Annotated in this window: 11 protein-coding genes; 7 read left to right on the top strand and 4 right to left on the bottom strand. The window is 48.3% G+C overall.

Annotation, left to right across the window (positions count from 1 at the left end; genetic code table 11):
- Window positions 1-10 precede the first annotated feature (10 nt).
- Both murA and mreB read left to right on the top strand, forming a co-directional pair.
- On the top strand, window positions 11-1,315 hold the full coding sequence (murA, locus tag ACZGCQ_RS11150; RefSeq protein ID WP_481266303.1) for a UDP-N-acetylglucosamine 1-carboxyvinyltransferase: 1,305 nt from the start codon (window positions 11-13) through the stop codon (window positions 1,313-1,315).
- A 219-nt stretch (window positions 1,316-1,534) separates the two neighbouring features.
- Window positions 1,535-2,515 (top strand): rod shape-determining protein MreB, encoded by a 981-nt coding sequence (gene mreB / locus ACZGCQ_RS11145; RefSeq protein ID WP_029342734.1) that lies wholly within the window; start codon window positions 1,535-1,537, stop codon window positions 2,513-2,515.
- A gap of 267 nt (window positions 2,516-2,782) precedes the next feature.
- Here the strand turns inward: mreB and ACZGCQ_RS11140 are convergent, their stop codons facing one another.
- On the bottom strand, window positions 2,783-3,652 hold the full coding sequence (locus ACZGCQ_RS11140; protein WP_481266302.1) for a glycoside hydrolase family 18 protein: 870 nt from the start codon (window positions 3,650-3,652) through the stop codon (window positions 2,783-2,785).
- A gap of 180 nt (window positions 3,653-3,832) precedes the next feature.
- Between ACZGCQ_RS11140 and ACZGCQ_RS11135 the strand changes: the two genes are divergently transcribed.
- Window positions 3,833-5,032, top strand: coding sequence for a multidrug efflux MFS transporter (locus tag ACZGCQ_RS11135; protein ID WP_481266301.1), 1,200 nt, complete (start codon window positions 3,833-3,835; stop codon window positions 5,030-5,032).
- Window positions 5,033-5,076: 44 nt separating this feature from the next.
- Here ACZGCQ_RS11135 and ACZGCQ_RS11130 read toward each other — a convergent pair whose 3' ends face one another.
- On the bottom strand, window positions 5,077-7,935 hold the full coding sequence (locus tag ACZGCQ_RS11130) for a sensor domain-containing protein (RefSeq protein ID WP_481266300.1): 2,859 nt from the start codon (window positions 7,933-7,935) through the stop codon (window positions 5,077-5,079).
- A 226-nt stretch (window positions 7,936-8,161) separates the two neighbouring features.
- Between ACZGCQ_RS11130 and ACZGCQ_RS11125 the strand changes: the two genes are divergently transcribed.
- Complete coding sequence (locus ACZGCQ_RS11125; protein WP_214808006.1) at window positions 8,162-8,950, top strand: flagellar hook-basal body protein; 789 nt, start codon at window positions 8,162-8,164, stop codon at window positions 8,948-8,950.
- Window positions 8,951-8,962: 12 nt separating this feature from the next.
- The gene (locus ACZGCQ_RS11120) at window positions 8,963-9,745 is read left to right on the top strand and encodes a flagellar hook-basal body protein (RefSeq protein ID WP_481266299.1); all 783 of its coding nucleotides are present in this window, start codon (window positions 8,963-8,965) and stop codon (window positions 9,743-9,745) included.
- A gap of 52 nt (window positions 9,746-9,797) precedes the next feature.
- Here ACZGCQ_RS11120 and ACZGCQ_RS11115 read toward each other — a convergent pair whose 3' ends face one another.
- Together ACZGCQ_RS11115 and ACZGCQ_RS11110 are read right to left on the bottom strand one after the other, a co-directional pair.
- Window positions 9,798-10,646: an NAD(P)-dependent oxidoreductase gene (locus ACZGCQ_RS11115; protein WP_481266298.1), complete on the bottom strand. Its 849-nt coding sequence runs from the start codon at window positions 10,644-10,646 to the stop codon at window positions 9,798-9,800.
- A 101-nt stretch (window positions 10,647-10,747) separates the two neighbouring features.
- Window positions 10,748-13,288, bottom strand: coding sequence for a HAMP domain-containing sensor histidine kinase (locus ACZGCQ_RS11110; RefSeq protein ID WP_481266297.1), 2,541 nt, complete (start codon window positions 13,286-13,288; stop codon window positions 10,748-10,750).
- A 249-nt stretch (window positions 13,289-13,537) separates the two neighbouring features.
- On the opposite strand from ACZGCQ_RS11110, the gene ACZGCQ_RS11105 reads away from it, so the two are divergent.
- Window positions 13,538-14,695, top strand: coding sequence for an AI-2E family transporter (locus ACZGCQ_RS11105; RefSeq protein WP_481266296.1), 1,158 nt, complete (start codon window positions 13,538-13,540; stop codon window positions 14,693-14,695).
- Window positions 14,696-14,762: 67 nt separating this feature from the next.
- Entirely contained in the window at window positions 14,763-15,086 is a 324-nt protein-coding gene (locus ACZGCQ_RS11100; protein ID WP_058704119.1) for a winged helix-turn-helix transcriptional regulator, read from the top strand.
- The last annotated feature ends 528 nt before the right edge of the window (window positions 15,087-15,614 follow it).

Raw genomic sequence — 15,614 nt, 5'->3', positions numbered from 1 at the left:
AGTAGGGAGAATGGAAAAAATCGTTGTCCGTGGCGGACGTAAATTAGCTGGAACAGTCAAAGTAGAAGGTGCAAAGAACGCGGTCTTAAAAACACTTGTCGCGACATTGCTTGCATCAGAGGGACAATCGGTTCTTCAAAACGTACCACGTCTAGCAGACGTCTATACAATCAATAACGTCTTACGCAACTTGAACGCAGAAGTCGAGTTCGATGCAGAAGCAAACACGGTGACGGTCAATGCTGAGCCGGACCTCAAAGATGAGGCACCACTTGAGTACGTTCGTAAGATGCGGGCTTCGATTCTCGTCATGGGTCCATTACTCGCACGCCTCGGTCGCGTACGTGTTGCAATGCCAGGTGGTTGTGCGATCGGTTCACGTCCAATCGACCTTCACTTGAAAGGATTCGAAGCAATGGGCGCAAAAACGATCATCGGAAACGGATTCGTTGAGGCACAAGTCGACGGTCGTCTCCAAGGTGCAAAAATCTATCTTGACTTCCCATCAGTCGGTGCGACAGAGAACATCATGATGGCTGCGACACTCGCAGAAGGAACGACAGTCATCGAGAACGTCGCAAAAGAACCAGAAATCGTTGACCTTGCTAACTTCTTGAACGCAATGGGCGCAAAAGTCCGCGGTGCAGGTACAGAAACGATCCGCATCGAAGGCGTCGAGAAATTACACGGTGCAACACACTATGTCATTCCTGACCGGATCGAAGCAGGTACGTTCATGATCGCAGCAGCGATCACTGAAGGGGATGTCGAAGTCATCGGCGCTGAGCGCGAACACCTTCGTCCACTCATCTCGAAGATGGAAGAGATGGGCGTTAAGATCACGGATACGGAAGAAGGTCTCCGTGTCGTTGGTCCAGCAAAACTTGAAGCAGTTGACGTCAAGACGATGCCACACCCTGGTTTCCCGACAGACGTTCAAGCACAAATGATGGCACTCGTCCTCAAAGCAGGCGGCACATCGGTCATCACGGAAACAGTCTTCGAGAACCGTTTCATGCACGTTGAAGAATTCCGTCGTATGAACGCTGACATCAAGATTGAAGGTCGTTCATCGATCATCAACGGTGGCGTACAATTACAAGGCGCGGAAGTTCTTTCAACGGACCTTCGTTCAGGGGCAGCACTCGTCACAGCAGGGTTGATCGCTGAAGGCGAAACACGCGTTGGTGCACTTCACCACATCGACCGTGGATACGTCGACTTCCACTTGAAGTTACAAGCACTTGGTGCAGACGTAGAACGTGTGACTGAAGAAGTAGCAGTCGTTGAAGAAACAGCTGCAACAAAACTTTAAGCACTTATATAAGAGCATCATCCCATTTCGCGGGATGGTGCTCTTTTTTGTCGTCTTTTGAAAAGGACGACAATGAAATCCGAAAAGAGGAAAAAGAAAGTCGTTTCGTGATGGGGCATATGCTAGAATTGAAAGGTATGTATACATAAATGGGTTAGACGTCCAAACGACGTTCTATATTTTGGAAGAATAGCCAGTGGGTAAAGGAGAGCACACGAGATGTTTTCAAGAGATATCGGAATCGACTTAGGGACGGCGAACGTCGTCATTCATGTCAAAGGTAGAGGCATCGTCCTCGATGAGCCATCGGTCGTCGCGATCGATAAGGCAACAGGTAAGATTCATGCGGTAGGTACGGAAGCACACTTGATGGTAGGGCGGACGCCGGGGAACATCGTGGCCATTCGACCACTTCAAGACGGTGTCATTGCCGATTTTGAGATGACGGAAGCGATGCTTCGCCATTTCATCGATAAGATTGAAGTCCGTAAGATGTTCGGTGGAGTCCGGATGTTGATTTGTACACCAGCAAGCATCACGACGGTTGAGGCGAAGGCGATTCGTCAAGCCGGTGAAAAATCAGGCGCAAAGACAGTCTTTCTCGAAGTCGAGCCGAAGGTCGCAGCAGTCGGTGCCGGTATGGACATTTGGATGCCAGCAGGGCACATGGTCATTGATATCGGTGGCGGAACGACGGATGTTGCCGTACTTTCGATGGGTGATATCGTATGCGGGGAGACGATCAAGGTCGCAGGAGATCGTTTCGACCACGACATCATCCGTTCGATCAAGGATACACATAAGCTCATCATCGGAGAACGGACGGCACAAGCCGTCAAGACGACGGTTGCCACTGTATCAGAAGACGGACGGAGCGAACAGATGGATATTCGCGGACGAAATCTCGTGACGGGTTTACCACACAACATCACGGTGACATCGGAAGAGATGCACGATGCGCTGGCAGAAGCAGCGATGGAGATCGTCGAGGCAACGAAGCGTGTGCTCGAGAAGACACCACCGGAGCTTGCAGCGGACATCATCGATCGTGGTATCATCCTAACGGGTGGGGGCGCGTTGCTGGACGGAATCGATCAACTGCTTGCAAAAGAACTTGGTCTACCGGTTCTGATCGCAGAAGATCCGATGTTATGTGTCGCACGCGGTACAGGAATCATGCTTGATAACCTCGGAAAGTAAGAAAAGCGAGATGGATTAAAACGTGGTTCTTCTCAGAAATGGGAAGAACCGCTTTTCATGTTTGGATGATGTGGAAGAAAAGAAAGACTTGCTCCATTTGACCCGCTTTCCTCAGGCGAGACACAAGCCAGTCTTCACTGTTCGTATAACAGTGAACCCGGGTCTTGTTTGTCTCTGACAGCGCAAAAATTTGCGCTTTTTCCTATAGGAGTCGGATCAATGATAGCAAGTCTTTTTCCTGTGCCTTCGTTTCAAATCTTTATGTTCTCACTGTGTACTACGCATGAACGCTTGGTAGGATTCAAAATCATGATAGACGATCGCACTTGGCGGTAGTGAACTAGCCATCGTCTGATTGACGAGCTGATTCAACTGCGTTCGTGTCTTACCGTAAAACGTGATATCCGGCGTCTCTGGAAGTTCGGTGAACTCGATCGCATACGATAAAGTATGATTGTTGCTTGCGGCATAGAGTGCATCGGTCATCGTGATGGCGCCAAGTCCGTTACCACCACCGTAGACGGTCCGGTAACTCATCAACGTGACTTCGTCAGCAAGATCCATTGCCCATTCGCTGAGAGGGCGACTGTTCGCATCCTGTACGGTATGGAACCAGAACGGGAGGAACAGTTGCAGTGGTAATCCTTCAGCAGACGCTTTCTCGCGGAAGGCGAGTAAGATGCGTTCATAGGAGGCGATGACACGTGGCTGGTCCGTCTCCCACTCCGGTAAGGCATACGGTTCGAGATCAACACTGATGCCATCCGGATGACTGATCGTTTCTTGCTGATAGGTCGAAATCCAGGCTAACGGATCCTCGACGTTTGGTCGAGCTGTCGTTCCTTCGTTTGTGATCCAGCGCGGCTGTCCGAATAGAAAATAGACTTTGATTCCGACAGCGTGCGCTTTTTCAACGAATGTTCGGTAGAGAGTACGGTCACCCTCGACAGCGACATGCAGATAGACACGTTTCATCTGTCTGTTTGCCAGCTGATTGATCTTCGTTGAAATGGATTTGGCCTCTGGGATGGACCAGATGACCGTGTGACGAGTGACGGAAACGGCAGCTGAACTCTTGAGTGGTAGTCCGAATTGAAGTAACGATAGACAGACTACGCCAATCAAAAAGCGTTTCATTTCAATTTCACTCCTTCGTGTGGATTACCTTACTATCGGACGTTGAGCAGTTGCTTATATGCATCAAAGGTCCTGTTCTACACTTTGACAGTTCAAATCCTAGACATTTCACAATGTGAAGTGTATATTAAAAGTTGTTGCATTGAAACGAATTGTCAAATAAAAGGAAGTGATGCCACAATGCCATTGTGGAAAAGAAATTTAGTAGTCGTCTGGTTCGGTAGTTTTTTGACCGCTGCCGCCCTCAGTCTTGTATTACCGTTTTTGCCTTTATTCATTGAAGAACTCGGTGTCAACAGCCGACAAGATATTACGACCTGGTCTGGTATCGCCTTTGGTGCAACCTTCCTCGTCGCTGCGATCGTCTCACCGATCTGGGGACGTCTCGCCGATCGAAAAGGACGGAAGCTGATGTTGCTTCGTGCAAGTCTTGGCATGTCGATTGTCATGTTCTTGATTAGTTTTGTTCAAGACGTCTATCAACTCGTCTTTCTACGTCTTGTCATGGGAGCCGTATCCGGATTCATCTCAGCCGGTATCACACTCGTTGCTTCCCAAACCCCAAAAGAGAAAAGTGGCTGGGCGCTCGGCACCCTGTCGACCGGTGGGATTGCCGGTGGATTGCTAGGACCTCTCATTGGAGGATTCCTCGCCGACGTTGTTGGGCTTCGACCCGTTTTTCTCTTTACGAGCGTACCGCTCTTCATTACCTTCCTCGTGACCTACTTCTTAGTTAAAGAAGAATTCGTCCCAATGGAAGTCAAAAAAATGGCGTCCGCGAAGGAAATCATCCAGTCGCTCCGTCATCCGGAACTCATCTTGAGTCTCTTTTTGACGACGTTTCTGATTCAGTTCGCGGCACAATCAATCAGTCCGATCCTGTCGCTCTACGTACGGGAACTCAGTCCGGGGACAGAACGTCTGGCGTTACTATCCGGGATCGTCGCTTCAGCACCAGGGATCGCAGCTTTGATCGCAGCGCAACGACTCGGTCGTCTCTCCGATAAGATCGGGGCAGAGCGTGTCTTATTCTTTGCATTACTTGTCTTTGCCGCTTTCTTGATTCCGCAAGCGTTCGTCACGGATACAAGTCAATTGATCGTCTTACGGATGGGAATCGGTTTTGCGACAGCAGCACTGATGCCGTCGGTACAAGCACTGCTTCGGAAGAACACGCCAGCCAATGCGTCAGGACGCATCTTCGGGTATAATCAGTCCGCGCAGTTCATGGGGAACTTCCTCGGACCACTGGCAGGTGGACAGATTGCTGGTCACTTCGGTTTTGAAGCCTTGTTCCTCTTCACCGGCTTGATCGTCATCACGAATGCCGTACTCGAGCGGACGCAGACCGCTGTCTTGAAAAAGAATCCGAATAACTAAGGAAAGCTTCCATTCCCGTTTGATTAAGGGGATGGAAGCTTTTTTTATACAGTCGATTGTTCGAAGAAGTCGTCGACGCGCGAATGATGGGAATGATTCAACTGTTCTTGGACGATGAGAGACAAGGCGCGGACTTGGAAGTCAGCGACGTAATAGAAGAGACCATTATCGAGTTCAGAAATCGACGTCGGTTCAATGAAGATGTCGGGATGTGTCAGGTGATGCAATTGCAGGGAGAGTTCCAGTTTATGCTTCACCGGCAATCGAATCGAGGAATAGAAAGAAATCGTTCGATTCGTACAACGATTGATCAAGATTGGGGACGATCCGACTTGGATCGCCTGTCCATTCAGCTTCGAAATCGTCACCTTCGCATGCAGACTAAGAATGGGCTCCTTCGGTGGAGCAGTGCCCGTATCTTTCGGATAGAGAATACCGTTCTCAAGCAGTTGCTTAAATGTTTCGATATCGACAGGTTTACTGAAGAGATAGCCTTGAATCATGTCACATTCTAAGTCTCGATAGAGGTTCAGTTGTTGCATGTTCTCGATGCCTTCCGCAACGACGGTCAAACCGAACTCCTTTGCCATGTAGATGACGCTTTTAATGACAGAGAGGCTCTTTGGATCATGTTCGGCATGAATCGCAAACGACCGATCAATTTTCAGGCAATGAACCGGATAACGCTGGACGTAGGAAATCGATGAATAAGCTGTTCCGAAATCATCCAGTGAGAGTTTGACGCCGAGATCGACGAGACGTTCGAGTGTCTCGAGGACTTGTCCGCCTTCAAGCAGCACGTCGGATTCAAGTAGTTCAATCTCTAACAGATGACCCGGAACACCATGTTTTTTTAAGTGCTGTTCGACGACGTTCGCAAAATCACCGTAGAACAGTCGTTTTGGCGACAAGTTAATTGATAGGGGAACGACATGTTCCGGTTGTTCATCGAGCAGATCACGAATCAATCGACAGGCTTGATCGAGTACCCAGTCCCCGATGTGGATATAGAGGTCACTCTCTTCCGAAAGCGACAGGAAGTCCTTTGGCGCAAGTCGTCCCCATTCCGGGTGATCCCACCGAATCAATGCTTCCGCACCGACAATACGTCCACTCCAACTATCGACTTTCGGTTGATACTCAAGGAACAGCTGGTTCTGACTGATGACATGTCTCAAATCGCGTTCGAGTTGATAACGGCGATACATCGTGATGTCGAGTTTCGATGAATAGAACTGGAAGTTACTTTTAGAAATCGACTTCGCACGTCGGAGTGCCGTATAGGTCTGTTTAATCAGTTCTTCCGCTGTATGATCATGATGGACGGAGTAGGTGATGCCGATGAAGACCTTCGAAAACAATTCGTAGGATAAGACGTCGAACCGGTGATGCGTCAGCTCAAGCAACTGATTCGCGAGTCCGATCGCGCGTGTTTCATCGATTTTACCCTTTAAGATGATAAGGAATTTATCACCAAATAGATGACCTATGAATACTTCTTTTTTGATAAGCTTCTTCACGGCTGCACTCGTCTGGCGGATCCATTCTTCCCCGATTTCGTGACCGAATCGCTCAGCGAGACGGCTGTGTTGATTAAACGTGACCGTTAATAAAGTGAATGGCGAACGATGCGTCAACAAGTCACGAACTTGTTCTAACGTAAAGGCGTGATTGGGTAAATCGGTGATTGGATCATGCATCGAAAGGTGCCAAATCTCATGTTGTTGTTCTTTCAGACGCGTAATATCAGTCGAGACACCGTAATGACCGAGAACTTCACCATGTGCATCGATGATCGGGATGCATGTCTCTTCGACCCAGAACTGGCGATCGGGATAGTTCAAGCGATAGACGAGTCGGACGACTTCACCTTGCCGAATTTTCGGATAGGCCTCTCGCATGAGGACGAGGTCTTCTGATGAGACGAGCTTCGTCCACAGTTGATGATCCTGTTCAATCCGCCGGAGATAATCGGTATACGGTTCGAGGAACCCGGCAGCATGAAACGTTACAGTATTGTCTTTATAACGATGCTCATAAGCGGTCGTGTGGAGCGACGTGAAGAACTTCTTCAAAGAGGCGATGGCAAGATCCCGTTCTTGCTCGAGCTGGATGAGCGGTGTCGCATCCTTGAGAATGAAGAGGAGTGAACTCGGAATCGTATCCGTCTGAACGACACCTTCACAGTGGACGATCTTTTGGAATTGACCTCTACGACCCATCCGTAACTGCATCGAGAACGTTGGAATTTTCCCCATATGCAACGCGAGACTTTGTTCGCGAAAAATCGTTCGATCCTCTGGATGGAGTTCTTCAAGAAAGTCATACGTATCCATCTTCGCTAAATGTTTTTTGGAAAGTTGTAATAATATAGCGAGAGAGGGTGATGCAGCGATTTCTTTTGACGTTGGGAAGTATTCAACGAAACTGACACCGTCAATCGAGTTCGTCAATTTATCTTTCATCAATAGACGCTGATAATCAGTCCGAAGTTCCTGTTGATGTGATACATCACGGGCAATCCCATAAAGACCGATGATGACACGTTGATCGTAAATCGGGATATTCGTAACGTTCAATGTCAACCAATGTCCGTCTTTATGTCGAACCGTCGTCGTGAAGTGGACGGTTTCGCCCGAATAGACCCGTTTCTTAAACTGTTTGACTTCCTCTACATCATTTGGCTTTAAAAACGTTTCGAAATGGAGTTGCTTAAGACGATCCCGATCGTAACCGAGCATAAGGGGAAATTTATTGTTGAAGGAAATGAAGTGACCCTTTGTATCCATCGTATAGACGGCATCTGGATGGTTCTCTAAAAAATAAGTGACGTCGGACAGTGTGTATAAATCTAAAGACCCAGGCACGGTTCGTTCAGTAGCACGTTTTTTAAAGAAGCTCATAGGTTTCACCTCGAGGATCATGTTTTTGTTAGCTATAGCATAACAATTTTTGTCAATTTTGAATATGTAATCTATTGAAAAAAAGGAGAACGTGATTCTAATAGGTCTTTCGATTCATCTCTGATGAACATTCCCTTTTTGTTCAAAAAAGCTCATAATTCACGTTAACTCGACCGATATACTGAGAGGAAAGAATTGAACATGAAGTCAATGAGGAGATGAACGCATGCTACGAGGAATGTACACGGCGTCGAATGCGATGCAGGCATTACAACGCCAACAGGAAATGCTCAGCAACAACTTGGCGAATGCGCGGACGCCGGGCTTCCGCGCTGATCAGGCGTCACTCCGGACGTTTCCGGAGATGCTGATTCAGCAGACAGCAAACAATGAACGGACAGGTGTGCGGGGAGTCGCGACGGTCGGAAAACTCGCGACTGGTGTCTTCATGCAGGCAGCGACCCCGAACTTCACCCAAGGTTCGATCACGGAGACGGGGAATGCGACAGATTTACAAATCAGTTCGCTTGAAGGGGCACCGCTCTTTACGATCCGTCACCAGGATCCGCTGACAGGAGACGAAGAGACCCTTTATACGACGAACGGACAGTTCGCCGTCGGACAAGACGGGCTACTCCGGACGACAGAGAATGATCTTGTCCTCGATACGAACGGACAACCACTCAACGTCGTCAATGAAGACTTCCTCGTTGACGCGAACGGTGCTGTTACAGATGGGAACGGTCAAGCAATCGGAAACTTGGGTCTTGTCGTAACGGATCAACCGGAGACGCTCGAGCGGACAGGAAACGGCTTGTTCCGTTCTGCTGATCCGTTGAATGCCGGAAACGTCCGAGTCGATCAAGGTGTACTCGAACTCGGGAACGTTGAAGTGGAACAGACGATGGCAGAGATGAATGCCGGTCTGCGCCAGTTCGAAGCCAATCAAAAAGTCATTCAAGCGTACGACCGGACAGCGGAGAAGGCTGTTTCCGAAATCGGACGCGTTCGCTAATAGGAGGATACGATGCAATCAATCTATACATCCGCAAGTACGATGGGACAGTTGCAAAAGCAGCTCGATACGACCGGTCAAAACCTGGCTAACGTCGATACGAACGGCTACAAACGTCGGGATGCTCAGTTTAATGAACTGCTCGTCCGTAATATTAACAACCAAGCGACAGGCTTTACGCCAGGTCCGTTGACGACACCAGAAGGACTTCGACTCGGTGTCGGAGGCTACGTTGCAAACGAAGCGACGCGCTTTGGCGTCGGAACGTTCCGGACGACGGACCGGAAACTCGATGCGGCACTTGGTAACCCACATCATTTCTTCGGTGTCGTCGATACGGATGGTGTAACGAAGTTCACGCGAGACGGGAACTTTCAGTTGTCGCCACAAGCGAACGGACAAGTCCTGCTAACGGATGATGCCGGACGTTCTGTCATCAACCAGGCGAATGATCCGATCGTCTTGCCGGCGAACGCGACCGAGATTGAACTGAACAAAGACGGCAACATCACGGGAATCCTAAACGGAGATCGACGTGTCCTCGCTCGAGTGGGTGTCGCGGACATTCCAAACTACGGTGAGTTGACGGAAGTCGGTGGTGGTTTGTTCACAGCAACCGGACAATACCAGAATGCAACGGGAAATCCGTTGACGGTCGGTCGGCTTGAGACATCAAACGTCGATATGGCGCTTGAAATGACGAACTTGACGCAGCTTCAGCGGGCGTATCAGTTTAACTCGAAAGCGTTGATGACGAGTGATCAAATGATGGGGATCGTTACGTCGCTCAAATAACAACACATGAAAAGGGTGATGCTTCTCAGATCGAGAGGCCTCACCCTTTTCGTTATTTTTTCTGTAAGGCGAGATAGATCGCAGCCATGTCTGCGTCGCCAAAATCAGGTTTCGCTTCAGCGTAGCTAGCGTCCGTCGCTTGTGCAAGTGGTAGCTCGAGCCGTTGACGTTTTGCTTCAGTCGTGATCAGCCCGAGATCCTTCGCCATCAGACGGAGTGGAAAGGCAGACGGGAAGTCGTTCTTTCGGTACATGTCACGTTTGCCGGTGAAGAGTGGCGTATTCATTCCGGAAGCACTGATCATCTGAATTAGCTTCTCTTTCTCAAGACCTGCACCTTCTCCGAGCAGTAACGTCTCCGCGACCCCTTGCCCGACGACAGCGAGTAAGAGATTGATGGCAAGCTTCGCCGCACTACCTGAGCCATGTTGTCCAAAATGAATCGTTTCTTTGCCGAGTAAGTCGAGATACGGCTGACAAGTCGCGATGACTTTCGCGTCACCTCCAGCAAGCAAGACGAGCTGACCGTTTTCTGCGACCGGAACGGATCCCGACACAGGTGATTCGAGATACGTTCCATTACTCTCTTCGACGAGGCGCGCCATGTCTTTCGTTTCCTCTGGTGAAATCGTGCTCAAATTGACGATTGTTTTATCAGCGAGATCCTCCTGTACGCTTTTGAGAACGGACACGACAGCCGGTCCGTCTGCGAGCATGACGAAGATGATATCACTCTGACGCACGACGTCCCGTGCTTCTTTGACAGCTGTTGCTCCTCTTTCAGTCAACGGAGCTGTTTTTTCATACGTCCGGTTGTAGATGATTACGTCATGCCCCCCATCGAGCAGACGCTTCGCCATCGGTATACCCATGTGTCCTAACCCAATCCATCCAAGTTGCATGTTAATTCCTCCTTCTCCTAATGCGCTTATGACTATACCCCGCCCTTCATCGAATCTAACGACAAAAAAGACCGTCCACGTGATGTGGACGGTCGCGTCATTTAATCTTCATACGTGAGGATCGTCGAGATGACAGCGATTGGGAAACGAATCGTAAAGGTCGATCCGACACCGATGACGGATTCGACATCGATCGTTCCGTTGTGGTGTTTGACGATCTCCTTACAGATCGACAGACCAAGACCAGTTCCGCCGATTTTCCGTGTCTCGGAGTTATCGACACGATAGAACTTGTCGAACAATTTCGGAAGGGCATCTTGCGGAATCCCGATACCCTCATCTTGAATCCGGATTTGGGCGAAACCGAGTTCATTTGTAATCCGGATCAAGATCGTACCACCACTCGGGGAGTACTTGACGGCATTACTGAGTAGGTTGTTGAGCAACTGCTTCATCTTTTCCGCATCGCCGTCGATCATGATCGGACCACGTGCCTCGAAATCAATCGTGTGCGTTTCGTGTGAGACATCATAGAACTCGATCAAGTCCTGGGCAAGTTCGACGACATCGAACGTCGTCAGTTCGTAACGGTGTTCACTCGACTCCATGCGCTGGACGTCGAGGAAGTCATTGACGAGCGTCGTCAGGCGACCAGTCTCCGAGTGAATGGTCTGCAAGTACTTCCGTTGCCGTTCTTCTTCGAACCGTTTGTTGAGCATCAGCTCCGTGAAGCCATAGATCGAAGAGAGCGGTGTCCGCAATTCATGCGAGACGGTCGAGACGAATTCTTCCTTCATCCGCTCAGCTTCTGTTTCCTTCGTGACGTCGCGGAGGACAAGCATCGTACCGACCCATGTGCCGTCGACTTCGATTTTCTCAGCGTAGATCTGGATATAGGTACTCTGTTTGCGAATCGAGACAATCAAGCTGTCTTTCGGTAAATTCAGTTCGACGATCTGCTCGATGTACCGTTCGAACGCTGCTGGTTCATCAATGATATCTGCTAACGATTGCATCGCTTGCTCAAACGCAGAACGTTCTTCGTCTTCGAATGATGTCGGAACTTCCGGGAACAACGTCATCAGTGGTTCGTTGACGAGCAACTCATCCGTCTCATGTTCGATATAGACGACAGCTTCGCGAATCGAATTCAACAATTGCGTCGTCTTGTTCTTTTCGCGGATCATTTCCTCATAGATCCCCATCCGGAGGAGTGAAAGCGACAATTGATGTGAGAACGACAGGATGTCATTCATCTGCTCCGTCGTAAAGGCATCACGATAACGAACGAGATAGATACAGGCGATCATGTGCTCTTTTGACGGATCCATGACAGGTACTGCGACTTCGTACATATAGTACGGATACGGGAGCGGACTCTCGTGCGCGACCTGTTTCGATGAATGGACGGGACGCTTCAAGAGACGTGCGCGGTGCAAGAGGGATTGGTCATCAGAGACAAGACGACCGACCATCTCTTCCGTCATGCCGTAATCAATCGTCGAGCGAACTTCTTGTTGATCAAGGAACAACAGGGCGCCAATTTCAGAATGCGTAATCGAGACGAGCTTCTCGATGATTTCCGGATAAGCGGTCAATGTCTCACGAGAGGCAAGCGTTTCGGTCAACTCATTGCGATACTTCAGATGTTGTTCACTCCGAAGTGTGATATCAAGTGCTTCTTCGAGTTCTTCCTGTTGCGCTTGCAATTCTTCTTGCTGTGCGACGAGTTCTTCTTGTTGCGCTTGAAGTTCTTCGTTCTTCGCGATCATATGGATCTTATTGTCAGCAATCGAAGCGGCCATCTGATTGAAGGAAGCCGTCAGCGTATGCAGCTCGTCCTTGCGTTTAGGCAACGGAATCGCTTGGATGTCTTCCCCCGTCGCAAGGAGTGCACTATCGCGAGACAGTGTATTGACCTGCTTCGTGACGCGGCTGATGAACGGACGAACGAGCGAGAAGAGGACGAGAATCAAGACGACGAGGTTCGAGAGCCAGATGAACTGTGCAACACGCATTTCGCCTAGAAGATCGTTCTTTGCGTCGACTTCTTTCCCTTGAATCAACGTCAGATAATCCGCAAGTAACGTATCAATCCGTGTCATGTCGACATCGGCATCTGATAAGCTGACCGATCCACGTAACGTACCGTTTTCGGTGAACAGGTCTTTCCCGTTGGAAAGAGCAGCAAGCGTATTCGGATCAACGAAGTCTTCATTGATTTTCCCGTCTTTTTTTCCTTCAACGTATTCGTTCAGGAGTGGAAGCGATGTTCCGAAGTAATCGTCATAGATTTGACGCGTCGCTGTCGCATATTCCTTTCCTTGCTCATATACCGCATACTTTTCGAACCATGTCGTCAAGCGGTTGATTTCCTGTTGATTTGCCTTGACGGCATCAAGTGTTTCTTGTGAGCCAGTCAATAAGTAGGATTTGACGTTGCTTTGCGCGACAGTCCATTCGCTTGCGAGTGCATTGGCATTCGTCCGTCGTTCGCGTAAATCATCGAACGTCGCATTCGCTTGATCGATTTTCTTCTCCGTATAGAAGTAAACGATTCCGGACGTGATGCTGAGTGCGACAAACACCATATAAAAAGCGAACATCAATTGGCGACCGATGGTATGATTGATCCATTTCACTGAGGTATCCTCCGTATTCTATTTTACATGTATTAAAAAGATTGCTTAAATGCCGAATACACTTATCTTACGCAGATTTGAAGGTCTCGGCAAATCTGAATCTGCAAAATTGACTAAAACAAATATATCATATATGTGTTAAACGATAACGAACTATATATTTTTTAAGAATAAGGATTAGGAAGCATCGTTTTAAGGAAAACTAAAGGGGATATTGAACTTTATTCTTTTACGTAGGGAAGTGGTTAGATGCAAAAAATGTTTGAAAACAAATGGTACCGATTCGCCTGGTGGGTCATGACGTTACTGATCATCGTCTGGATTGGCGATCATGTGACGTTCCTATTCCGACCGGTCGCGATTCTGCTTCAGATGGTCGTACCACCCCTCGCGATTGCCGGGATTCTCTATTATGTCCTGCTACCGATCGTCGAGTTGCTTGAGAAAAAGATGAAGCGGCGACCTGCTGTCTTGATCGTGCTCGTCGGTTTGATTGGTATTTTAACGACACTCGGATTCATCTTTGGTCCGATGCTGTCGGAGCAGATCACGCAGTTCGTCAATTCGATTCCGACACTTGCGACACAGTTCCAACGGCAATTAGTCGATGTCCGGGATCAACTGGAAAACAGCGCCGCCTTTTCACGCTTCTTGTCAGGACCAGATAACTTGTTCAATAAGTTCTCTGGTAACATCTCGGAATATGCGTCGACGTTCCTGAAGAACATCGGCACGGGTGTCGGCGGATTCGTCAGTGTTTTGACGACAACAGTCGTGACGATCGTCATCATCCCGATCATGTTGATCTATATGTTGCTTGATGGCGATAAGTTGAAAGGCAATCTGGTTAAATTGATGCCGTATGAGTATCATAAGGAAACGAAAAAAATCCTCGGTGACGTCCATTTGACGATCATGAGCTATATCCGCGGGCAAGTCATCGTCAGCATTGGTGTCGGGATCATCGCCTATATCGGATATCTGATCATCGGGATCGATTATGCGTTGTTGCTCGCCTTGTTTGCGACATTGACGAACATCATTCCGTTCCTCGGTCCCGTTCTCGGTGTCATTCCGGCCTTGATCGTCGGGTTTATCCAGGATCCGATTCTTGCGATTTATGCGATCATCGTCATGACGGTCGCGCAACAGATTGATTCGCACATCATGTCACCACTCGTGCAAGGGAAAACGCTTGATGTCCATCCATTGACGATCATCATCGTCTTGCTCGTCGCGGGGAACATCGCTGGTTTCTTCGGCGTCTTGCTCGGTGTACCGTTCTACGCAGTCATGAAGGTCGTCATCTTGAACATCCGTCGTCTCTATCATCTCCGGTCGCAAAAGAAGATGGTCATCACGGAGGAAGAGAAGACGTTCGATACGATCATCACGGAACGCGATTGAGTTTTGAAATTCGCGTAAAAGTGCGTCATACTGAAGAGGTAGCTAAGAAAAAGGGGGCAGGAATCAGATGGATTCACGTCATACCGAAGAACAAGCCGATTTACTGGCGTTGCAGAAATTTCAACACAACTTCGAGAACAGTCTGAAGTCGAGCATCATTTATCTCTTGCGTGATGGTGCGTTGACGATTGGGGAACTCGAGCAACGGATCGATCAGTCGCACGGTCAAATCCTTGAGCAATTGCAGGAGTTGATCGAGGATGGACTTGTCGTCCAGCAGATGTCCGAGAAAGTGCACGGACTTGCCTATTATTTAACGGCACCTGCTGAAGATCTCGTCCGACAGTTCAAGGAATCGATCCGCTGGAGTAAACAGCACATTCGATTCTAAACAAGCAGGTTTCTAGACCTACGAGCAAACGCTCGTGGGTCTTTTTACGTTTTTTAAAACTATGGTCATATAAAATTGAATTAAGCCGTTTTTACACAAAATGGATAGAAGTAGTATGAAATAAAATTACAATATATCTTAAGTGGATATTATTAAAAATATATATTATTTATATTTTAATGGTAAATTAATATTTAAAATACTGGTTAATAATAACTATTTAACCATTGTTTTTGTAAAAAATTGTATATTTTTATGGAGATTGCATGCATAATAATAGGTGTACGATTATTTTTTCCGTAGAAAAGGAGTGTTGAAATGAAGAAAAAAGCACCTGATTTTCGAAAGAAGATGAATCGACACCATAGAAACCACACACGAAGACTAGTGAAACTGCTGGCAGCGTCCTCTCTCGCCCTCTCTCCGATCTCATTCACTTATACAAAAACCGAAGCAGCTGAAAATTCTGAAAAGAAGTTTCAGACGCAACAAAGCCAATTCGCGAATTCGGTGCGAAACTCACTTGCT

This window comes from Exiguobacterium sp. HSB13 (genome assembly GCF_056764755.1).
This window is presented reverse-complemented; position numbering and strand designations above follow the sequence as displayed.